Genomic DNA, 21489 nt, shown 5'->3' with positions numbered 1-21489 from the left:
GCGTTCCTTACATCTTCACCCGGTACGTCGTTTCGATGGCGCTTTCTGGGGGTGGCTGAAGCGACCGCGCGCCGACAATGAGATGTCGGCGCCGAGTCACGAGGAACCCATGAACCCACCCAGCAGGAACGTCGAACGGGGTGCCGCGACCCGGGAGCACCTGCTCGGCGTCGCCACCCGGCTGTTCGCCGAGCGGGGCTACGAGGGCACCTCGATCGACGCCGTACTTACCGAGACCGGCGTGAGCCGCGGTTCGCTTTACCACCACTTCAAGGGCAAGGACGCGCTGTTCGACGCGGTGCTGGAGGCGGTCGAGCTGGACGTGGGCCGGCGGCTGGTGGCCGCGGTCGGCACCGACAGCTCCCGTGACCCCGCCACGGCACTGCGCCTGGGCTGCATGGCCTGGATCGGCATCGCGGGCGACCCCGTCGTCCAGCGGATCCTGCTCATCGACGCGCCGGGGGTCCTCGGCTGGGCGCGGTGGCGGGAACTCGACGAACGGCACGCCTTCGGCAAGATCAAGCAGACGGTCGCCGAACTCGCCCGGGACGGCGTGTTCGACGCCTCGATGGCCGACCTGTTCGCCCACGTGCTGCTCGCCTCGATGAACGAGATCGCCCTGCTCGTCGCCCGCGCCGACAACCAGCGCGCCGCGATCCGCCACGCCCGCGCCGCCGTCGACGAACTCCTCCGCCGCCTCCTGCGCCCCACCTGACCACCCCGGCCCCGCGCCGCGCCCCCTCCAGGGATGATCAGTGACCCCATGGTAAAGGTGCAGGTCGTGAGGGGGGAAATGGGGTGATTGAGGGCGATCTTGCAGCGGTCCGGCGGTGATGCAAGTGTGCAGGTCAGGGTGTTGATCCGGAAGGCGCCGGGCAGGGCTTCGGCAGTCGATCCGGATGATCGTGGTGTTCCGCGGAACCGCGTCACGTGCCCGGTGCCTGGTTCCCGGCCGTGGCGCCACAGCTGGGGATCATGGTGTTCCGCGGAACCGCGTGCTGCCGCCGGATCCTGACCATGGTCCCAGATCTCGACTGGATGACGCGGTCCGAACCGGGGCGGGCCGGGTCGCGGTGCGTTGTGCACGGTCTGAGCCTGCGGATCGTACGCATCGCACCGCAATGCGCTTCCCGCGCACCGCAATCGGCTGATGCCAGCGGCCGCTCGTGGTCCGAGGTGCGGCGGCGGGGCGGCCAGGTTCAGGTCAAGCGGCGGGGGAGGGGGTCGGGCGGGGGGCGGCGGGGCGTAGGCACAGGGCGAAGGCGGCGAGCAGGCACAGGCACATGCCGATGCCCAGGGGCAGCGCGCTGGTGGAGCCGAAGGCGCCGACGATCGGTCCGATCAGTCCGCCGAGGGCGAACTGGGTCAGGCCGAGCAGGCCCGAGGCCGTGCCCGAGCTGTCGGGTCGGGTGCGCATCGCCTCCGCCGAGGCGATCGGCATGCAGGCGCCGATCGAGGCCACGGTGAGGAACAGCGTGCCGACGACGGCGGGCCCGCTGCCGGCGAGCGCGGCCAGCGTGATCCCCGCCGCCGCCGTCGCCGCGGCCGGCAGGGTGATCCGCAGGGCCCGGATCGTTCCGCGCCGGCCGGCGAGCGCCGCGCCGAGCTGACCGCCGGCCATGAACCCGACCGCGTTCGCGGCGAACAGGACGCCGAACACCGTCTGCGAGACCCCGTAGGCGTCGGAGAGCACGAACGACGACGACGACACGTACGAGAACATCGCCCCGTAGGCGAGCCCGACGACGAGCGACGGGGCGAGGAAGGCGCCGTCGGTGGCGAGCGCGGCGTAGGTCCGGGCCGTCGAGGCCGGGCGCAGGCGCGTTCGGCGCGCCGGGGGCAGCGTCTCCCGGAGCGAGCCCACGCTCAGTGCGGCGAACAACGCGCCGAGTGCGGCGAGCACCACGAAGATGCCGCGCCAGTCGGTGACCACGAGCAGGGCGCTGCCGAGGTTCGGGGCGATGATCGGAGTCAGGCCACTGACCAGCGCCATCCTCGCGAAGAGGCGGACCAGGCGCTGACCGTCGGCGACATCCCGGATCACCGCCCGGGCGATCGTCATGCCGAAGGCGGCGAACATCCCCTGGGCGAAGCGCAGGCCGGCGAGCATCGGCACCGTCCAGGCCGCCGCGCACACCGCCGAGGTCGCGCAGTACAGCGCCATCGCCACGAGCAGGGGGCGGCGCCGCCCGTAGGCGTCGGACAGCGGGCCGGCCACCACCTGGCCGACGGCGATTCCGACGACGCACGCCGTCATCGTCAACTGCACCGAGGACTGGGACGTGGCCAGGTCGTCGGCCATCCGCGGCAGGCCGGGCAGGTGCACGCTCATCGAGAACGGGCCGAGACCGGTCATCGCCCCGAGCAGCACCATCGTCGTGATCGTGATCCGGCCCCGGTCGGCGTCCGACTGACCGGCGTCCGGTTGATCGACCTCTGACTGATCGACCTCTGACTGATCGACCTCTGACTGATCGACGATGCCGGCCGAGGTAACGGGCACCGTCTGGGTCACGCCACGTCTGCCTGAGGTGAGGCCGACCGTCGCTGCGCCGGCTGGGCCGGTCCGTGGGGTGCGTTCGTCGGTCCCGGCGCGGCGGGACCGGGTCCGGTCACCGAGGACAGGGCGACCCGGTCGCCGCGAAAGTGGGTGTAGCTGACCTCGCGGGGACGGCCGGTGCCGTCGCGGACGAGCACCTCCCGCAGCAGGACGGGGCTGCCTGCGTCGACGCCGAGCAGGCGGGCCGTGCGCTCCTCGCACGGCACCGCCTCGACCACCGCCTCGGCGGTGCCCAGCGGCGCGCCGAACAGCCGCTCGAACAGGGCCTCGTAGCGGGGCGGGCGCCGGTCGATCGCCACCACTTCGGCGAAGTACCGCTCCGGCTCGACGATCATGGGGACGTAGCCGGTGCGCACGCACAGCGGCTGGCCGTCGAGGCGGAAGAGCTGCTCGGTCATGAGGATGTCGGCATCGGTGATCTCCAGCCGGTCCCGCAGGCCGTCGGTGGCGGGCACCGCGCAGTGCGCCAGCTCCTCGATCTGGAGCCGTTGCCACTCCTGGGACTCGCTGATCTCGCGGGGAAGCACCTCGCCGGCGGGGATCTGCCAGATGCCGTGGCTGACGCTGGTGCCGCGGCGGGGGGCCCGGCTGAGCAGCCCCTCGTCGGCAAGCATCGACAGCGCGCGGCGCACCGAGTTGCGGGTGATGCCCAGCGCGTCGATGAGGCGGCCCTCCGCCAGCGCGTCCGGCTCCAGCTCGCCCGAGCGCAGGCTGGCACGGATCAGCTCGTAGGCCCGGCGCGGGGAGGCGTGCAGCGGGCGGGTCTCGGCACGCTCGCGACGGGCCCGGCCGAACTCGACCCGGCACTTCTCGATCTCGGCGAACCTGTCGGGCGCAACCATGCTTGGCACCGTCCCTCTCTGCGGTGGAGATCCCCGGGTGGTCCTGTGCTCCCGGCGATGGGGCGGGGCGCACCGGCCGTCCGGTGCGCGGCGTCCACCCTTTCCCCGGGGGTGATGCCGCGCGCCTCGCGCTCCGCGCGGGCAGGCACACTCCGTATCCATCTCCCGGGAGCTCGCCGCCCGATCCGCCGGACGTGCGACCTTCCCTGCGATACGCACTGTCCACTGTATACGAAGCTCCGGACTGTGCCGAGAGCGGGCGGCGCGTCTGGTGAGCTGGGCCACTCGAAACGTGCCTGTCACATGCACTTTTCACGCCGGGTAGTTGCACCCAACCCTGGGTTGCCTAGTATTTGGTATACAGTAGCCGAGCGACGGAGAGGGAGCGTCTGTGAGCCTCGTCGATGAACCCAACCTCCTGCCCACGGTCCGACCACCCATCGTCACGGTCGCCTTTGATCACATCGTGCTCGCGGTGGCGGATCCGGAGCGGTCCGTGCGGTGGTGGGTGGAGAAGTTCGGCATGAGGACCCACCGGTTGGAGCAGTGGCGCGAGGGCCGGGCGCCGTTCCCGTCGGTGGAGGTCGCGCCGGGCGTGATCATCGATCTCGACGCCCGCACCCCGCGGTCCGGGCCGGGTCGCAACGTCAACCACTTCTGCCTGGTGATCGAGCCGTGCGATCTCGCCGAGCTCGCCGCCTCCGGCACCTTCGACGTCGTCGGCGGCCCGTTCCACCGCTACGGCGCGTACGGCAACAGCGATCTGCTCTACATCCGCGACCCCGACGGCAACGTCGTCGAGCTGCGCCACTACGGACCCTCCCAGCTGGACGGCCCGTGCTGACAGCCGACCCCTGGCCCGGCGACGTCGTCGGCCTGGTCGAGGAGTTCCGGGCCGGCCGGCGCAGCCCGGCGCAGGAGCTCGCCGCCGTGCTCGGCGCGGTCGAGCGGTCCGGGCTGGGCGCCGTCTGCCACGTCGACGTTGAGGCGGCGGGCGCCGCCGCCCGCGACGTCGACCTCGACCTTCCGCTCGCCGGGGTGCCGTTCGCCGTCAAGGAGCTGGAGCAGGTCGCGGGCTGGCCCCGGGCCGACGCGTCGGTACCGCTGCGGCACCGCCGGTCGGCGCGTACCTCCACCCAGGTCCAGCGGCTGGTCGCGGCCGGCGCGATCCCGGTGTTCCAGACTCCGTCGAGCGAGCTGGCCCGCGGCGACGACACGGTGAGCCGCCTGCACGGCGTCACCCGCAACCCGTGGCGCCCGGACGCCTCGGCCGGCGGCTCCTCCGGCGGCAGCGCGGCGGCGGTCGCGGGCGGCCTGGTCACCCTGGCGACGGCCACCGACGGCGGCGGCTCGACCCGCCAGCCCGCGGCCTTCTGCGGCCTTCCCGGGCTCAAGACCACCTGGCGGATCACGCCCGGCGGTCCGGAACCGGTGATCGAGCCGCTGACCGTCGTGACCACGGTGCTGACCCGCTCGGTGCGCGACCTCGCCCGCGTCCTCGACCTCACGGTCGGCTTCGACCCGCGCGACCCCTACAGCGCGCCCGGCCCCGTCGGGGGGCGGCGGTTCGTCGCGGGGCTCGGTGCGGTGCCCACCCGGGGGCTGCGCATCGCGTGGATGCCGGGGCTCGGCGGCGCGCGGCCCGAACCGGGCGTGCTCGCCGCGGTCGGGGACACGTTCGCGGAGCTGGTCGCCGCGGCCGGACTGTGCCAGGTCGCGCCGCCCGAGGTGAGCTTCCCGGCCGGCGCGGCGAGCTTCGCGGGCATCGCGGCGTTGCGGCTCTACCGCTGGCTGGCCCCGCACTGGCCGGCGAGCGCCGACGAGCTGACCGACGACATCGCCTCGGCCATGCGGGCCGTCACGCTGCTCGACCCCACGGTGCTGGCCGGCCTCGACGACTACCGGATCGCCGTGATCGAGGCGGTCGCCGCGCTGTTCGAGGCCGTCGACCTGGTCGCCTGCCCGACGGTGGCCACCGAGGCGTTCCCCGCCGGCGACTCCGCGCCGCGGCCGCCGGGCCCGCTGGCCATCGCGAACGTCAGCGGCTGCCCGGCGATCTCGATCCCGGCCGGGTCCGGCCCGACCGGGCTGCCCGTCGGCCTGCAGGTGTTCGCGCCGCACCACCGGGACGCGCTGCTCATCGAGCTCGCCGCCGCCGTGGAGCGGGTCCGCCCCTGGCCGTTGGTGGCCCCGGGAGCCCCGCGATGAGCGACGCCGGGATGACGGGTGCCGCCGGCCGCCGGGATCAGACGGTGCTAGGCCGCGCCGCCGGTGGCCGCCGCGACGCCGGCGCGGGTGTCCTCGTACCGGCTGGCGGCGCCGCGGATGTGCGAGCGCATCTCCGCCTCGGCCCAGTCGGCGTCGCCGGCGCGGATCGCGTCGAGGATGCGCCGGTGCTCGTCCCACGCGCCGCCGGAGCGGCGCTGCACGCCGGTGGAGAACAGCAGCTGAAGGCGGTTCTGCAGGTCGCGCAGGACCTCGACCAGCGCGCCGTTGCCACTGCCCCGGGCGAGCAGGTCGTGGAAGCGGGTGTTGAGCATCGGCAGGCGCTCGAACTCGCCCGCCGCGGCCGCCTCGGAACCGGTGGCGACGATCTCCGCCAGCTCGGCGAGGACCGCCGGGTCCACCCCGCGGGCGGCGGCCCGGCGCACCGCCGTGACCTCCAGCGCCGCGCGGACCTCGATGAGGTCGTGCGCCTCCTCGGCGCTGATGACGGTGACGACCACGCCGCGGCGCGGGGTCACCTCGACCAGGCCCTCCGACTCCAGCGCCCGGATGGCCTCCCGGACCGGGTTGCGCGACACGCCGAGCTCCTCGGCGAGCCGGTCCTCGATGACCCGGCTGCCCTGGGTGATGCGGCCGTCGAGGATGCGCTGCCGGAGCTCGTCGGCGACGAGCTCGCGCAGGGGCCGGTGGGCGGCTCCGAGCGTCTTCATGCTGTTGACCACCGCCGCAGTTCTCAGTTTGTGGACAGTATACGGGGCGGGGTGCCGCTCGCATCCCGGCCCAGCCCCGGCGTTGCCGGGGCTGGGAGGCCGCGCCCTGGATGCCCGGACGCCGCGCCCGTGTCTCTCGACTTGTATACATCATACGATGCATCCACGGATGCCTGGAGGTACCGGTGCTCGCCGGAATCAACTTCTTTCCCACCGTCTCTCCGGCGGAGAAGCCGGCCGTCCAGTTCTTCGACGAGTGTCTGGAACTGAGCGTCCTGGCGGATCGACTCGGATACCACTCCGTGAAGATCGTGGAACACTATTTCTACCCGTACGGGGGATACAGCCCGGACCCGGTGACCTTCCTGGCCGCGGTGGCGACCCGGACGGAGCGGGTCCGCCTCGTCACCGGCGCGAACGTGCCCGCCTTCAACCATCCGATCAAACTGGCCGGGCAGCTCGCCATGCTCGACAACATCTGCCACGGCCGGCTCGACGTCGGATTCGCCCGCGCGTTCCTGCCCGGCGAGTTCGAGGCGTTCGAGATCAGCATGGACTCCAGCCGAGCGCGCCATCAGGAGGGCATCGCCGCGATTCTGCGGCTGTGGCAGGAGGAGGAGGTCGTCTGGGACGGCACCTTCCACCGTTTCGGCCCGGTGACCATGCTCCCGCGGGTTTACCAGCAGCCCACGCCGCCGGTCTTCATCGCCGCGACCTCGACGCCGGAGAGTTTCGTCTGGGCCGGCAGCCAGGGTTTCAACCTGATGTTCATCCCGTTCACGTCGACGAACGAGAAGGTCGCCGAACTGCTGGCGCTGTATCGCGGCGCGCGGCTGGCGGCGGGATACGCCCCGGGCTCGGAGCGGATCCAGATGGGCATCCACTGTTTCGTCGACGACGACGGGGACCGGGCGCGCCGGGAGGCCGCGGAGTACTACTCCGACTACGTCGAGAAGATGGTCCACACCTGGGAGGCGTACATGACCGCCCGGCCGGAGCAGTATGCCGGCTACGCGGACATGATCGCCGGCATGCGCAAGAAGTCCCTGGCGACCCTGGAGGAGAACGCCCAGGTGTACGTGGGCACGCCGGGACAGGTGCGCGAGCAGGTCGCCGCGACGTTCGAGGTCTTCGGCGCCGTCGAACCGTCCATGCAGATCAACTTTGCCGCGATGCCCTTCGCCGACGCGCGCCGGACGATGGAACTGTTCGCCGCCGAGGTCATGCCGGCCTTCCCCGAGCCCTCCGCCGCGTAGCCCGCGCCGCCCGCGCCGCCCCCGGCGCCCGCGCCGCCCGGGGGTGTCCCGGGCGCCCACCAGCCCCAGCACTTCCACCCCGAGCAAGGGAGACGTCATGCGTCTGTCGACCGTCCGCCGCCCGGACGGCACCACCGCCGCCGGCCGGATCGAAGGCGACACGATCGTGCTGCTGGACCATCCGTGCGTGGGCACGCTCATCGCGTCCGGTCTCGACTGGCGCACGGCCGCGGCCGGCGGCGGCGGCGAGGTGCTTCCGCTCGACGGCGCCGATCTGGCGCCGCTCGTCCCCGCCCCGCCGAAAATCATCTGCATGGGTCTGAACTACGCGACCCATCTGAAGGAGATGGGGCGGACGCCGCCGACGCATCCGACGCTGTTCGCGAAGTACACCCGCGCGCTGATCGGGCCGACCGACGACATTCTGGTGCCGCCGGTGACCGAAGCCGTCGACTGGGAGGGGGAGCTCGCCTTCGTCATCGGGACGACGGTGCGTTTCGCCGACGAGGCGGCGGCCCGCGAGGCGATCGCCGGATACACCATCATGAACGACGTCACCATGCGCGACTGGCAGTTCCGGACGCTGCAGTTCCTGCAGGGGAAGTCGTTCGAGGGGTCGACTCCGCTCGGGCCCGCGCTGGTCACCCCGGACGAGCTGGACAATCCTGCCGACCTGGCGCTGCGTACCCTCGTCAACGGCGAGGTGATGCAGAAGTCGCGGACCTCCGACCTGCTGTTCCCGCCGGTGGAGATCGTGCGTTACGTCAGCCAGTTCATCACCCTGGAGCCCGGCGACGTGCTCACCACCGGAACGCCGGGTGGCGTCGGCCACGGCCGGAATCCGAAGGTTTATCTCGCCGACGGCGACGTGGTGACCGTGGATGTCGAGGGACTCGGCGTCGTGCGCAACACCGTGCGATTCGCCTGATTCCCGGGTTGGCCGCACCCAGGCGCCGTCCGGCTGATCGGCGATAGGTGTGCGATGACGCAGGATGCGCGATCCGATGCGCATGGTGACACCATTCGGTGGCCATCTCGCAGGTCGGTCAGGAAACGCAGACTTTGCTGAACCGAAATCGGGTCGAACGGTAACCGAAACACCTGCTCCGCACACTGATATAGATCAATCCGGCCGGCGCGCCAAAACCACTTGAAGGTGCATCGTGCTCATTCCGAACCAGGCCGCCGACGGCGGCACCCTCACCACCCTGTTCCGGCGGGCGCTCGCCGGGTGCCAGGTGCAGCCCGGCGAGACCGTCGCGGTGCTGTCCAACGCCCAGTCGCCCCCCGCGTACATCGAGGCCACCGCCGCCGCGGCGGCGACCCTCGGCGCGAAGGTCTTCACCGTCGGCCTGCCGTCCATCCAGCGCGCCGCCGGCACCGTGCCCGGCGTCGGCGAGGTCTACGGGCTGACCGGTCTGACCGACCTCGGGCCGCTCGTCGAGGCGCTCAAGGGGGTCGACATGGTCGTCGATCTGTCCGTCCTGCTGCACTCCGCCGAGCAGGAGGCCATCCTGGCCGCCGGCACGCGGATGTTGATGATCACCGAGCCGCCGGAGATCCTGGAACGGATGTTCCCGACCGACGAGCTGCGCCGGCGGGTCCAGGCCAGCGCGAAACTGCTCGGCGCGGCGAGCGAGATCCTCATCCGCTCCGACGCCGGCACCGACATCACGATGAAGCTCGGCCAGTTCGGCGCGGGCGGCGGCTGGGGCTTCACCTCGGGCCCCGGGACCCACGCCCACCTGGGTTCCGGCCTCGCCGCGATCTACCCGAACGACGGTGGCGCGAACGGCCGCTGGGTCATCGACGCCGGGGACATCATCTTCCCGTTCAAGACGTACGTGCAGTCGCCGATCACCGTGGACGTGGTCGACGGGTTCATCGTCGCCATCACCGGGCCCGGTGCGGACGCCGAGCTGTACCGCGACTACCTGGAGTCCTGGGGCGACCCGGAGGGCTTCGCGATGTCGCACATCGGCTGGGGCTGCAACGACCGGGCCCGCTGGAACGCGCTCGCCCTGCTCGACCGTTCCGCCACCCAGGGTATGGACGGCCGCTGCTACGCCGGCAACGTGCTGTTCTCCACCGGCCCGAACAACGAGGCGGGCGGCAGCCGGTTCACCCTCGCCCACTCCGACGTGCCGGTGCGCCGGTGCAGCGTGTGGCTCGACGGTCGGCAGATCCTCGACCACGGCCGGTTCGTCGTCGACGAGCTCGCCTTCGACGACGGCTTCGCCCGGCTCGACCCGGCCGGCGCCTCGCTGGTGGGTGCGTCATGAAGCCGCTGCTCGGGCCGCTGTCCTGGAACCTCGTCTACGTCGACGACCTGGCCGCCATGCGGGAGTTCTACGAGAACGTCCTCGGCCTGCCGCTGCGGCACGCCACGAAGTACTTCGCGGCGTACAACACCGGCGGCTGCACGCTGGAGCTCATGGCGCGCAAGGACAACGGCCCCGACGCGGAGAACCTGCGCCGCGGCTGGGACCGCAACCGCGTCCTGATGTCGTTCAAGGTCGAGAAGATGGACGAGGTCATCGCCGAGCTGGGCCGCCGCGGCGCGAAGCTGCTGCACGGCCCGGCGCCGACGGTGAACGAGGACGGCCAGGAGCCCGACGGCCGGGTCGCCCAGTTCGCCGACCCCGAGGGCAACATCTTCGAGCTCTGCGACGAGCCCGTCTTCTACTGAGACCGACCCGGCCCCGCCCCGACTCCCCGCCGCCAACCGCGCCGCGCCGCGCCCGCCTTCTGCTTGTCCGGAGCCCCCCGCGTCCGATTTATCCCTCTGGATATGCAGGGGGCCGGCCGGCAGGGCGAGCGGCGGGGCGGGGCGGGGAGGGGTGGGCTGATCCGTGAACGAGGTGATGATGACGTGAGCATCAGCGTGCCCGAGCACACCAGCTCGGGGATGGAGGTCGCGAACCGGCTCGTGGCCGAGACGCGCGACCAGGTCGACCAGGCCGAGGCTCCGCCGCGCCGGGCCCGACCGTGGCAGCGCTACCTGGAGGCCGACCTCGGCCTGCGGGAGTACTGGTACCCGGCGGCGCACTCCGGCGAGCTCGCCGAGGGCGGCACGCACAAGGTGAAGATGCTCGGCGAGGAGGTGCTGCTCGTCCGCAAGAACGGCAAACTGTATGCCGTCGAGGACCGCTGCGCCCACCGCGGCACCCGCTTCTCCGAGCGGCCGCTGGTGCTCTCCGAGGACACGATCACGTGCTGGTACCACACGTGGACGTTCGATCTGGAGGACGGCGACCTGCGCTGCATCCTCAACGAGCCGGGCACGGCGCTGGCCGGCAGGACCGGGGTCCGCGCCTACCCGATCACCGAGGCCAAGGGCCTGATCTTCGTCTACGTCGGCGACGCCGAGCCGCCGCCGCTGGAGGCCGACGTCCCGGCGAGCTTCCTCGCCGACGACATCGTCATGCACTACGCCGAGCCGAACGTCATCCGGGCGAACTGGCGACTGGCGCTGGAGAACTCGTTCGATCCCGGCCACCACTTCATCCACAACTGGTCGCAGTACGTGATCGAATCCGGTTTTCCGATGACGTTCGGCTACGTCGCCAAGCCGGGCGAGGAGGCGGGCGAGGTCAAGTACGTCGTCGACACCACCGGGCCCAAGGGCTTCTCCCGCTGCACGCGGACGACCGAGCTGATCTTCTCCGCCGTCATCCCGGGCAAGGACGGCCGGCCGGACACCACCTACACCGCCCCGGCGGCGGTCGGCCGCTCGCACCAGGAACTGGTCGACGCGTTCATGGCGATGCCGCCGATCGACGTGGGCATCTGGCTGCCGTCCTGCAACGAGACGGTCAACTTCCCGAGCGACATGATCACCTACGACTGGCTCGTACCGATCGACGAGAACACCACCCGCAGCTTCATGATCGGCGGGCGGGTGTGCGCGACGGAGCAGGAGGCCGCCGACTGGCGCGGCGAGGTCGGCCGGGTCGAGTGGCGGGAGCCGGCCGTCGAGAAGTTCCTCGTCGACGACAACGCCGCGCGCGAGAGCATGCAGACCTTCTACGAGACCGAGAACGGCTGGGACCGGGAGCGCCTCTACCGCCCCGACCTCGAGATCACCATGTTCCGGAAGTTCTTCAGCGAGCACGCGCGGGCGATCCAGACGCCCGACAAGCTCGTCGCGCCGCGCAGCCGCCGCAACCCCACCCGGGGACGGACCCGATGAGCGAGGAGCCCGCGGCCGGGGTGGCGCTGCCGCTGGACGCGGTGAGCGCCGAACCGCCCGGCGCCGACGGCGGCGCCGAGGTGACCGGGGTGTCCGCGCCGGTCCCGGCGTCGAGCCCGGCGCCGCTGCCGGGTTCGCCGCTGGCCGGGCGGATCGCGCTGATCACCGGCGGCACGCAGGGTATCGGGCTCGGCGTGGCCGAGGCGTTCCTCGCCGCCGGGGCGAGGGTCGCCGTCGTCGGGCGGGACAAGGCGAAGATGGACGCGGTCGTCGAGTCGCTGGCGCCGCTTGGCGAGATCATCGGCATCCAGGCCGACGTGACCGTCGTCGCCGAGGCGGCCCGGATCGTCTCCGCGACCGTCGACCACTTCGGTGGGCTCGACATCCTCGCCACCGTCGCGGGCGTCTTCGAGGGCGCCCCGCTGCTGGACGCGACCGAGGCCGACTACGACATCCAGTTCGACCTCAACGTCAAGGGCACGTACTTCTGCGCCCAGGCGGCAGCGCGCCACCTCGTCGACCAGGGCCGACGCGGGAAGATCATCACCGTCGGCTCGGTGGCCGGGCTGCGGGCGTTCCCCGGGGTGTCGGTGTACGGGGCGACGAAGGCGGCCGTCGGCTTCCTCACCCAGGTGCTCGCGGGCGAGCTCGCGCCGCACGGCATCAACGTCAACTGCGTGGTGCCCGGCAGCATCGACATGCCGACGAACAAGCTGCTCTCCCCGCCGGGCGCCGCCGAGGCCTCGGCCGCGGGCACCCCGGCGCGGCGCAACGGCCTGCCCGTCGACGTCGCGGCCGCCGCCGTGTACCTCGCCTCCGACAGCGCCGACTTCGTCCACGGCACCTCGCTGGTCGTGGACGGCGGCGTGGCCGCCGTGGGGTGACCGGCCGGGCGGGGGCGCGCCGCCGGCCTCGGGCTCGTGCGCTCCCGCCACCAACGTTGCACCGTCAGCGGGGCACCGACCGGGCAGGAGAGTCCGATGGCGTTGGGATCGATCAGTTGGAACCTGGTGTGGGCGCACGACATCGGCCCGATGACCGCCTGGTACCGCGACGGGCTGGGGCTGCGGCTGATGACGTCGACGGTGCAGTCCGCGGTGTTCGACACCGGGCCGTGCATCCTCGTGCTCATCGGCCGTCACGACAACGGACCGGCGAGCAACCCGCCGGTCAGCGGGTGGGAGCGTAACCAGGTCCTGTTCACCTTCAGCGTCACCGACATGGACGCCACCCTCGCCGAGCTCGCCGGGCGCGGGGTCACCCCGGTGCACGTCGCCCCGGTCGTCATCGACGGCGACGACGCCCCGAGGTGGCGCGTCGCCCAGCTCATGGACCCCGAGGGGAACATCGTCGAACTGTGCGACGAGCCGGTGCGCTGGTTCGCGGGCGTCGATGCCTGAGACCCTCGAGATGCCCGAAGGGGGTTTCCTCGGCGAGCTGACGGAGCTGCGGGCGCGCTTCGCCCGGTCCGGGATGGTGCGCCGCATCGGCTGGGGGGAGCGCCCGGCGGTCGTCGTCGTCGACCTGATCCGGGGATTCACCGATCCGGCCTGCCCGCTCGGGGGAGAGCTCGGCGAGGTGGTCGAGGCCACGGGTGCGCTGCTGGTGGCCGCCCGCGCGGCGGGGGTGCCGGTCTTCTGGGCGATGGTGCGCTACCGCCCGGACATGGGCGACGCGGGGGTCTGGCCGGCCAAGATCCCCGCGCAGCGCCTGCTCGTCGAGGGCGGTCCCTGGGTGGAACTCGACGAGCGGCTCGACGCCCGGCCGCAGGACGACCGGGTCGTGAAGAAGCACGCGTCGGCCTTTCTCGGCACCGACCTCGACGTCCGGCTGCGCCGGCTCGGCGTGGACACGGTGCTGGTCGCCGGCGCGACGACCAGCGGCTGCGTGCGGGCGAGCGTGGTGGACGCCTGCGGGCTGGGGTTCCGGCCGATCGTCGTGCGGGAGGCGGTCGGCGACCGGGCGCCGCTCGTGCACGAGGTGAGCCTGTTCGACCTGGACGCCAAGTACGCCGACGTGGAGGATCTCGCCACCGTCGTCGCCCGGCTGGCGGGGGAGCCGCGGTGAGCGTCCACCCGAGCTGCCTCGACGTGGCGACCGCCTGCCGGGTGCTCGCGGCGGATGGTCAGGACCACTTCTGCTTCGGGCATGTCAGCGTCCGGATGCCGCACGGCGGGCTCCTGGTCAAGACGGCGGGGCCGTCCCTGGCCCGGGTGGGGCCGGGGCACGTCGCCGAGGTCGGCCCCGACGGCACGGCGCGCACCCCCGGGCTGCGCCTGCACGAGGAGACCGCGCTGCACCGGGCGGTCTACGCGCACCGCGACGACGTGGGCGCCGTCGTGCACACCCACCCGCTGGCCGCGCAGACGGCGACGCTCTTCCCGCCGATGAGCGGCGGCATCCTCAGCCAGGACGAGGTCCCGTTCGCCGCCGGGGTCGCCTGGTACGACGACGCCGACCTCGTCGCCGACGCCGGACGCGGGCGGGCCTTCGCCCGCTGCCTGGGGCCCGATCGGGCGGCGTTGCTGCGCGCGCACGGGCTGGTCACGGTGGGCCGCGACGTCGTGGAGGCCACCGCGCTCGCCCTGTTGCTGCACCGGGCGCTGGCCGTTCGGCTGGCGGCGATGGCGGTGGGCCGGCCCCGCCCGATCGACCCGGTCACGGTGGCGCGACTGTCGGCGGCCTTCGAGGCCGGTCATGCCGGGCGGATGGCGGCGATCTGGGCGGATGCCGTCGCCGCGCTGGATCTGCCCTGGTCGGCCGCCCTCGGCCCGGGCGGGTTGCGTCCGGTCCAGCCGGGGGACGACGCCGCCGGCCGTGGTCGGTACGGGCGGGTCGACGGCGTGGCGGAGACACGATCGTGACGACCTGGACGCACCCGACCAGCCTCCCCGAGGCGCTGGCCGCCCTCGCCGAGCCCGGTGCGGCGGCCGCGGCCGGGTGCACCCGGCTGGCCTTCGACCTCGCCGACCCCCGGCGCCGGCCGACCCGCCTGGTGTCGCTGCGCGGCCTGCCCGACCTCGCCGGGATCACCGCCGGCACCGCCGCCGAGTGGTCCGAGCGCACCGCCGGCACCGCCGCCGAGTGGTCCGAGTGCACCACCGGGAGACCGGTCGGGGGGACCGCCGGCACCACCGCCGAGTGGTCCGGCGGGGGGACTGCCGGCGGGGGTCTGGTGCTCGGGGCGATGGCCACCCACGGGCAGGTCGCCGCGCACCCCGCCGTCCGGGCCACGCTGCCGGTCCTCGCCGAGGCGTTCGCCCGGGTGGGCAACGTGCGGGTGCGGGGGGTGGCCACCGTGGGCGGTGTGCTGGCGGGTGCGGGCTACGCCTGGGATCCTCCGACCGTGCTACTCGCGCTCGGCGCCAGAGTCCGCATCGCCCGACCGGGCGGGGCGGTCCGGGTCGTCCCGCTCGACGAGTTCTACCCGGCCCCCGGCACGACCGTCCTGCGGCCCGGTGAGCTGATCACCGCGGTCGAGGTGGACGCGCCCCCGACCGGCACGGTCGGGCGATACCAGCCGTTCAGGACCCGGTCGGTGGAGGACACCACCTGCCTGGGGGTCGCGGTGACGATGCGGGTCGTCGACGGGGTCTGCGCGGGCGCCCGGATCGCGATCGGCAGCGGGACCCCGGTGCCCGTGGGGTTCGGCGACATCGATGCCGAACTCGTCGGCCGGGCCCCGGACGCCGCGCGCATCCGCGCCGTCGCGGACGCCTACGCCGACGCCGTCGTCTGCGTCGACGATCTCAAGGCCAGCGCCGCCTACCGCGCCGAGATGGTCCGCGTCTGGGTTCGCCGGACCCTCGCCGCCGCCCTCGCCGAGGCGGCCGCGACCCCGGCCGCGACCCCGGCCGCGACCCCGGCCGGGACGGCGGGCTGATGCTCGACGCGAGGGTGAAGGTGACCGGCCGGCTGCAGATGGTCGGCGATCTCGCCGGCGCCGACGTCGGCCCGGGGCTGCTGCACGCCCGGCTGCTGACGTCGACCGAGCCGCACGCCCTGATCCGGGTCGACACCGCCCAGGCGCGCCAGACGCCCGGCGTCGCGGCGGTCTTCTCCGGGGTCGAGCTGGAGGCCGCCCTCGGCCGGCCCGCGCGGTTCGGCCCGATCCTGCGGGACCAGCCGCCGCTGGCCGTGGACCGGGTCCGCTACGCCGGCGAGCCGATCGCGGTGGCGCTCGCCGCCGACCCGGATGCCGCCGACGCGGCGCTCACCCGGGTCCGGACGACCTACCGGCCGCTGCCGGTGGTCACCGAGGCGCGCACGGCGATGGCGGCCACCGCCGACGCGGTGCTGCACCCGCGGGACGCGGCGGCGTCCGAGGCCTTCCCCGACCTGCGCCTGCGCCGGCGTCCCGGCAGCAACCTGGTCAACCACTTCGTCATCCGCTCCGGCGACGCCGACGCGGCGATGGCCCGCGCGGAGCATGTGTTCGTCGACCGGTTCACCACCCCCGCGATGCACCATGCGGCGCTGGAGACGCATGTCGCCGTCGCCGTGCCCAGTGCCGAGCGGATGGTGGTGTGGGCCACCAGCCAGACGCCCTACAAGCTGCGGGTCCAGCTGGCGGAGATGCTCGGTGTCGCCCTCGACCGGGTCCAGGTGCGGGTGCTGCATCTGGGCGGGGCGTTCGGTTCGAAGTGCTACGCCAAGATCGAGCCGCTGGCGGCCTGCCTCGCCCGGATCACCGACCGTCCGGTGCGGGTCTGCCTGGACCGGACGCAGGCGTTCACCACGGTGACCCGGCACGCGACCGAGAGCCTGCTGGTGACGGGGGTGCGCGGCGACGGCCGGATCACCGCCCGCCGGGTGACCGCCTGGTTCGATGCGGGGGCGTACGCCGACATCAGCCCTCGGGTGATCAAGAACGGGGCCTACGGCTACGGCGGCCCCTACGACGTCGCCGACATGTCCGTCGACGTCTACGCGGTCTACACGAACCGCCCGCCCGCCGGGGCGTTCCGCGGCTACGCCTCGCCGCAGGCCGCGTTCGCCTACGAGGCCCAGATGGAGCTGATCGCCCGCCGGCTCGGGCTGGACCCGGTGGCCCTGCGCCGGCGCAACCTGCTGCGTGACGGGTCCCGCAACGTCACCGGCGAACTGATGACGGACTGCCACTACGACGAGCTGCTCGACGCCGCGATCCGCGGGCCCGGCCCGGACGGGGGAGGGGCCGAGCGGAACGGGCCAGACGGGAGCGGGCCAGACGGGAGCGGGGCGCGAAGGGCCCGCGGGCGGGGGGTCGCGGTCACGGTGAAGGGAACGAACACGCCGTCGGTGTCGCAGGCGGCGGTGGCGCTCAACCGGGACGGCAGCGTCCACGTGCTGACGAGCACCGTCGAGATGGGCCAGGGTGCGCATCTCGCCCTCGCGCGACTCGCCGCCGAGGCGCTGGGGATCGACGCCGCCCTCGTGTCGGTCAGCCTGCCCGACACCGACGTCACCCCCTATGACCAGCAGACCAGCTCCAGCCGTTCGACGATCGCGATGGGCGCCGCGGTGCAGGACGCCTGCCGGGCCCTGCTCGACCGGCTCGCCGACCTCGCCGCCGAGCACTGCGGGGTGCCCCGGCAGGCGGCCCGGGCGGGGGATGGCGAGGTGCGGGCCGGCGCCGCCCGGTTCGGCTACGGCGAGCTGGTCACCGCCGTGCGGGCCGGGCAGCTTCGGTGCGAGGGGTCCTACGCCTCGGTGGGCAGCCTCGACCACGACACCGGGCAGGGCGTCGCGTCGTCCCGCTGGCACCAGGCGACGGGGACCGCCGAGGTCGAAGTCGACCTGGACACCGGCCAGGTCCGGGTGCTGAGCTACCACGCCGCGGTCTGGGCGGGCCGGGTCGTCAACCCGGTGGAGGCCCAGATGCAGGTCGAGGGCGCGGTCCTGCTCGGCCTCGGCTCCGTGCTCGGTGAGGAACTGCGTCTCGCCGACGGCCGTCAGGTGACCCGGGACCTGCTCGACTACCGCCTGCCCGCGCTCACCGACACGCCGCGGATCACCGTGGAGCTGCTCGGCCGGCCCACCGACCCGATCTACGGGCTGGGGGAGACCGCGGTTCCCCCGGTGGCGCCGGCCGTCGCCGCCGCGGTCGCCGACGCCACCGGCGTCGTCGTCACCGACCTGCCGTTGCGCCCCGAGCGCGTGCTCGCCGCGCTGCGCACCCCCGCCGCGGACCAGGCCCCCGCCGCCCACCCGATCCGGGCCGGGGATCAGGTCCGGACCGCTGTCGCGGCCGCGGGGCGCGCCGTCCGCAGGATCCCCGGCACTGAGGAGGCCCCATGACCCCGGACGACCGGCACACGCTCCCCCTGGAGGTCAACGGGGACGTGGTGGAGGTGTCCGTGCGGGGCCATCACACCCTGCTTGACGTGCTGCGCCGGGAGCTGGATCTGTACGGCGCCCGGCCGGGCTGCACGGCCGGGGTCTGCGGGTCGTGCACGGTCCTGCTCGACGGCGCGCCGGTCAGCTCCTGCCTGCTGCCCGTGGAGCAGGTCGGCACGCGGGCCGTGCGCACGATCGAGGATCTGGCCCGCGACGGACAGCTGCACCCGGTGCAGCAGGCGTTCATCGACCACACCGCGTTCCAGTGCTCCTACTGCACGCCCGGGTTCATCCTGACGGCGGTGGCGCTGCTGGCCGCCGAGCCGGACGCCGACCGCGAACGCATCCGCACCGTGCTCGCCGGCAATCTGTGCCGGTGCGGCAGCTACGTCAAGATCCTCGAGGCGGTCCTGGACGCCCGCGACCGGCTGAACGGCCACCCGCCCGCCGTCTCGCCGCCGCAGGCCGGGTCTGAGACCAAGTCCCGGAACAAGGCCCAGGCCCAGGCCAGGGCCCAGGCGGAGGCCGAGGCCGTGGTGCAGGGGCGGCCCGAGGTCGAGGGTTGGCGGTGAGGGCAGCCGGTCGGCGGGTGCCGGCCAGCGACGGCCCGGACCGGGTCACCGGCCGCTTCCCGTACGCGATCGACCTGACCCCGTCGGGCTGCCTGCACGCGGCGCTGGTGCGCAGCCCGCATGCGCACGCCACCCTGCGCGCCGTCGACGTCGCCGCGGCCCGTCGCCAGCGCGGCGTCGTCGCCGTCGTCACCGGCGCCGACCTGGAGAAGTGGGCGATGTCCGCGGACGCGCCGTACCCGTTCTTCGGGCCGGTGCTGCCGGACCGGCCGGTGCTCGCGATCGGCCGGGTCCGCTTCGCCGGCGAGCCGGTGGCGGCCGTGATCGCCCGCGACCTGGACACGGCCCGCCAGGCCGCCGCCGCCATCCGGGTCGACTACGACCCGCTGCCCGCGGTGTTCACCCCGGACGCCGCGATGGCCCCCGGCGCGCCCCGGCTGCACGACCACGTGCCGACCCGCGACGTCATGACCTTCCCCGACCTCGTCCTGCACACCGAGGACGGCGGCAACGTCTGCAACCACTTCCGGCTGCGCCGCGGCGACGCCGACGCCGCCCTCGCCGCCGCCGACCACGTGCTCGCGCACGAGTTCCGCACCCCGCAGCAGCAGCACGTGCCGCTCGAACCGCACGTGACGGTCGCGACGGTGCGCGGCGGGGCGGCCGACATCTGGACGTCGGCGGCGTCGCCGTTCACGGTGCGCTCGCAGGTCGCCGAGACGCTGCGGCTGCCGGAGAGCCGGGTGCGGGTGCGCATCCTCAACGTCGGCGGAGCGTACGGGGCGAAGACCTACCCGCGGCTGGAACCGCTGGTCGCGGTGCTCGCCTGGGTCGCCGACGGCCGCCCGGTGCGCGTCGAGCTGACCCGGGCGGAGGAGTTCGCCACCGTCGCCCGGCACAGCTCGCTGGTCCGCATCCGCACGGGGTTCACCGGCGACGGCACCCTGCTCGCCCGCCGGGTGGAGATCCTCTGGGGCGCCGGCGCCTATGCCGACATCTCCCCGCGCACGATCAAGAACGGTGGCTACAGCGCCGCCGGGCCCTACCGCATCCCGAACGTGTCGATCGACTCCTACGCCGTCTACACGAACACCACTCCGGCCGGCGGGTTCCGCGGCTACGCCATCCCTCAGGTGGCCTGGGCGTACGAGAACCACACCGACCTGATCGCCGAGCATCTCGGCCTCGACCCGGTCGAGCTGCGCCGGCGCACCCTGCTGACTCCCGGCGACGCGTTCGCCACCGGCCAGCCGATCGAGGACTTCCACCTCATCGACCTGCTGGGCACCGTCACCCGGCGGATCGGCTGGGACGCCGGCCCCGCCGGCACCCGCCGTCGCGAGATCTCTCCCGGGATCGTCCGCGGGCGCGGGGTCGCGACCATTCTCAAGACGACGGTGACCCCGTCGACGTCCACCGTGGCCCTGAAGCTGGACGAACAGGCGAACCTCACGGTGATCTGCTCGACGGTGGAGATCGGCCAGGGTGCCCGCACCGTGCTGGCCCAGATCGCCGCGGACGCCACCGGCGTCGCGCTGGACCGGGTGCACGTCACCTACCCGGACTCGGCGACGACCGCCTGGGACCAGACGACCAGTTCGTCGAGGTCGACGCTGATGATGGGCGTCGCGGTCGAGCGGGCCGGAGCCGCCCTGCGCGCCCGGCTCGCCGCACTGGCCGCGCCGCTGCTGGGCGTCACCGAGGACGCCGTCGAGGTGCGCGCCGGCCGGGTACGGGCGGTGACGAACCCGGCAGCCGTGCCCGCCGAGGACGCCGTGCCCGCCGTGCCCGCCGTGCCCGCCGAGGACGCCGAGGACGCCGTGCCCGCCGTGCCCGCCGAGGACGCCGAGGACGCCGTGCCCGCCGTGCCCGCCGAGGACGCCGAGGACGCCGTGCCCGCCGGTGTCGCCGTGCCCGCCGGTGTCGCTGCGGCGGCCGGCGGCGTCGTCCCGGCCGGCGGGCTCGACTACCGCGAGGTGCTCGACCGGGCGAAGGTCGGCGGCCTGACCGTCTCCGAGGTGCATGCCAGCGACGGCGGGCTCGACCCGGACACCGGCCAGGGCGTCGTCACCCCGCACTTCTTCCACGCGGCGGCCGGTGCCGAGGTCGAGGTCGACCTGGAGACCGGCGCCGTGCGCGTCGTGGACCTGCACGTGGAGAGCTACGCCGGGCGGGTCATCCACCCGACGTTCGCCGAGCTGCAGTGCGAGGGCAATGTGGCGTTCGGGGTCGGTCAGGCCCTGTCCGAGGCGATGCGCTGGGGCGGCGAGACCGGTGCCCTGCTCACCGACAGCCTGCTCGACTACCGCATCCCGTCGGTCCGGGACCTGCCGGACACCTTCAGCGTCGGGATGACCGAGGATCCGGCCGGCCCCGAGGGGGCGCGCATCCACGGCCTCGGCGAGACCGGCTCCCCGGCGGTGCCCGCCGCGATCGGCAACGCGGTCGCCGAGGCGCTCGGCCGCCACGTCCACGAGCTGCCCCTGCATCCCGAACGGGTGTGGATGACCGTCAGGGACGCCGCGCCGCCGCACGCCGGCGGCGAGACGGGACCGGCGCGGTGAAATGGCGGTGGCCAAGGAGCTCGGCCACCGCGGGATCACGGTGAACGCCGTACTCCCCGGGCTCGTCGAGACCGACGGCGTCACCGCCCACGACCGGCAGCGTTTCGACCAGGTGGCCGCGATGACCCCCGCGGGCCGCAACGGCCGGCCCGACGACATCGCCGACGTGGTCGCATTCCTGGCCAGCGACGCCGCCCGCTGGGTCACCGGCCAGGCCATCGCAGCCACCGGCGGCCTGTCCTTCTGACC

At 73.6% G+C, this 21489-nt stretch carries 20 protein-coding genes; 17 read left to right on the top strand and 3 right to left on the bottom strand.

Annotated elements, in window-relative coordinates; translation table 11 throughout:
* The first annotated feature begins 109 nt into the window (after positions 1-109).
* Positions 110-715 carry a TetR/AcrR family transcriptional regulator gene (locus FRAAL_RS26945; RefSeq protein ID WP_041939841.1) on the top strand — a complete coding sequence of 202 codons (606 nt, stop codon included), beginning with the start codon at positions 110-112 and terminating at the stop codon, positions 713-715.
* Between the two features lie 489 nt (positions 716-1204).
* On the opposite strand, the gene FRAAL_RS26940 is transcribed toward FRAAL_RS26945, so the two are convergent.
* The gene (locus FRAAL_RS26940; RefSeq protein ID WP_157892447.1) at positions 1205-2374 is read right to left on the bottom strand and encodes a multidrug effflux MFS transporter; all 1170 of its coding nucleotides are present in this window, start codon (positions 2372-2374) and stop codon (positions 1205-1207) included.
* Positions 2375-2511: 137 nt separating this feature from the next.
* Positions 2512-3402, bottom strand: coding sequence for a GntR family transcriptional regulator (locus FRAAL_RS26935; RefSeq protein WP_011607226.1), 891 nt, complete (start codon positions 3400-3402; stop codon positions 2512-2514).
* Positions 3403-3793: 391 nt separating this feature from the next.
* Between FRAAL_RS26935 and FRAAL_RS26930 the strand changes: the two genes are divergently transcribed.
* Both FRAAL_RS26930 and FRAAL_RS26925 read left to right on the top strand, forming a co-directional pair.
* Positions 3794-4246 carry a VOC family protein gene (locus FRAAL_RS26930; protein ID WP_011607224.1) on the top strand — a complete coding sequence of 151 codons (453 nt, stop codon included), beginning with the start codon at positions 3794-3796 and terminating at the stop codon, positions 4244-4246.
* A complete protein-coding gene (locus FRAAL_RS26925) occupies positions 4240-5610 on the top strand; it encodes an amidase (RefSeq protein WP_011607223.1) in 1371 nt (456 codons plus the stop codon). The genes FRAAL_RS26930 and FRAAL_RS26925 overlap by 7 nt, the downstream gene beginning before the upstream one ends.
* A gap of 47 nt (positions 5611-5657) precedes the next feature.
* Here FRAAL_RS26925 and FRAAL_RS26920 read toward each other — a convergent pair whose 3' ends face one another.
* Positions 5658-6338: a GntR family transcriptional regulator gene (locus FRAAL_RS26920; protein ID WP_050997463.1), complete on the bottom strand. Its 681-nt coding sequence runs from the start codon at positions 6336-6338 to the stop codon at positions 5658-5660.
* A 185-nt stretch (positions 6339-6523) separates the two neighbouring features.
* Here FRAAL_RS26920 and FRAAL_RS26915 point away from each other — a divergent pair, with 185 nt between their 5' ends.
* From FRAAL_RS26915 to FRAAL_RS26850, 14 genes are all read left to right on the top strand, one after another.
* A complete protein-coding gene (locus tag FRAAL_RS26915; protein ID WP_041939840.1) occupies positions 6524-7594 on the top strand; it encodes an LLM class flavin-dependent oxidoreductase in 1071 nt (356 codons plus the stop codon).
* Positions 7595-7691: 97 nt separating this feature from the next.
* A complete protein-coding gene (locus FRAAL_RS26910; RefSeq protein WP_011607220.1) occupies positions 7692-8522 on the top strand; it encodes a fumarylacetoacetate hydrolase family protein in 831 nt (276 codons plus the stop codon).
* Between the two features lie 235 nt (positions 8523-8757).
* Positions 8758-9876 (top strand): 2,5-dihydroxypyridine 5,6-dioxygenase NicX family protein, encoded by a 1119-nt coding sequence (locus FRAAL_RS26905; RefSeq protein WP_011607219.1) that lies wholly within the window; start codon positions 8758-8760, stop codon positions 9874-9876.
* Complete coding sequence (locus tag FRAAL_RS26900) at positions 9873-10283, top strand: VOC family protein (RefSeq protein WP_011607218.1); 411 nt, start codon at positions 9873-9875, stop codon at positions 10281-10283. The genes FRAAL_RS26905 and FRAAL_RS26900 overlap by 4 nt, the downstream gene beginning before the upstream one ends.
* A 183-nt stretch (positions 10284-10466) precedes the next feature.
* Positions 10467-11786, top strand: coding sequence for a Rieske 2Fe-2S domain-containing protein (locus tag FRAAL_RS26895; protein WP_231861366.1), 1320 nt, complete (start codon positions 10467-10469; stop codon positions 11784-11786).
* The gene (locus FRAAL_RS26890) at positions 11783-12670 is read left to right on the top strand and encodes an SDR family NAD(P)-dependent oxidoreductase (RefSeq protein ID WP_011607216.1); all 888 of its coding nucleotides are present in this window, start codon (positions 11783-11785) and stop codon (positions 12668-12670) included. Before FRAAL_RS26895 ends, FRAAL_RS26890 begins: the two co-directional genes overlap by 4 nt.
* 96 nt (positions 12671-12766) lie before the next feature.
* On the top strand, positions 12767-13186 hold the full coding sequence (locus FRAAL_RS26885; RefSeq protein WP_041939839.1) for a VOC family protein: 420 nt from the start codon (positions 12767-12769) through the stop codon (positions 13184-13186).
* Positions 13179-13853 (top strand): isochorismatase family protein, encoded by a 675-nt coding sequence (locus FRAAL_RS26880; protein WP_011607214.1) that lies wholly within the window; start codon positions 13179-13181, stop codon positions 13851-13853. The genes FRAAL_RS26885 and FRAAL_RS26880 overlap by 8 nt, the downstream gene beginning before the upstream one ends.
* Positions 13850-14650, top strand: a complete 801-nt coding sequence (locus FRAAL_RS26875) for a class II aldolase/adducin family protein (protein ID WP_011607213.1) — start codon at positions 13850-13852, stop codon at positions 14648-14650. Before FRAAL_RS26880 ends, FRAAL_RS26875 begins: the two co-directional genes overlap by 4 nt.
* Complete coding sequence (locus FRAAL_RS26870; protein ID WP_011607212.1) at positions 14647-15669, top strand: FAD binding domain-containing protein; 1023 nt, start codon at positions 14647-14649, stop codon at positions 15667-15669. The genes FRAAL_RS26875 and FRAAL_RS26870 overlap by 4 nt, the downstream gene beginning before the upstream one ends.
* Positions 15669-18065, top strand: coding sequence for a xanthine dehydrogenase family protein molybdopterin-binding subunit (locus FRAAL_RS26865; protein ID WP_011607211.1), 2397 nt, complete (start codon positions 15669-15671; stop codon positions 18063-18065). The genes FRAAL_RS26870 and FRAAL_RS26865 overlap by 1 nt, the downstream gene beginning before the upstream one ends.
* Positions 18062-18676 (top strand): (2Fe-2S)-binding protein, encoded by a 615-nt coding sequence (locus FRAAL_RS26860; RefSeq protein WP_011607210.1) that lies wholly within the window; start codon positions 18062-18064, stop codon positions 18674-18676. The genes FRAAL_RS26865 and FRAAL_RS26860 overlap by 4 nt, the downstream gene beginning before the upstream one ends.
* On the top strand, positions 18673-21240 hold the full coding sequence (locus FRAAL_RS26855; protein ID WP_231861365.1) for a xanthine dehydrogenase family protein molybdopterin-binding subunit: 2568 nt from the start codon (positions 18673-18675) through the stop codon (positions 21238-21240). Before FRAAL_RS26860 ends, FRAAL_RS26855 begins: the two co-directional genes overlap by 4 nt.
* A 7-nt stretch (positions 21241-21247) precedes the next feature.
* Positions 21248-21487 carry an SDR family oxidoreductase gene (locus tag FRAAL_RS26850; protein WP_308203089.1) on the top strand — a complete coding sequence of 80 codons (240 nt, stop codon included), beginning with the start codon at positions 21248-21250 and terminating at the stop codon, positions 21485-21487.
* The last annotated feature ends 2 nt before the right edge of the window (positions 21488-21489 follow it).

Source organism: Frankia alni ACN14a, assembly GCF_000058485.1.
Lineage (GTDB): Bacteria > Actinomycetota > Actinomycetes > Frankiales > Frankiaceae > Frankia > Frankia alni.
The sequence above is the reverse complement of the archived record's forward strand: the minus strand, read 5'-3'. Positions and strand labels throughout refer to the sequence as shown.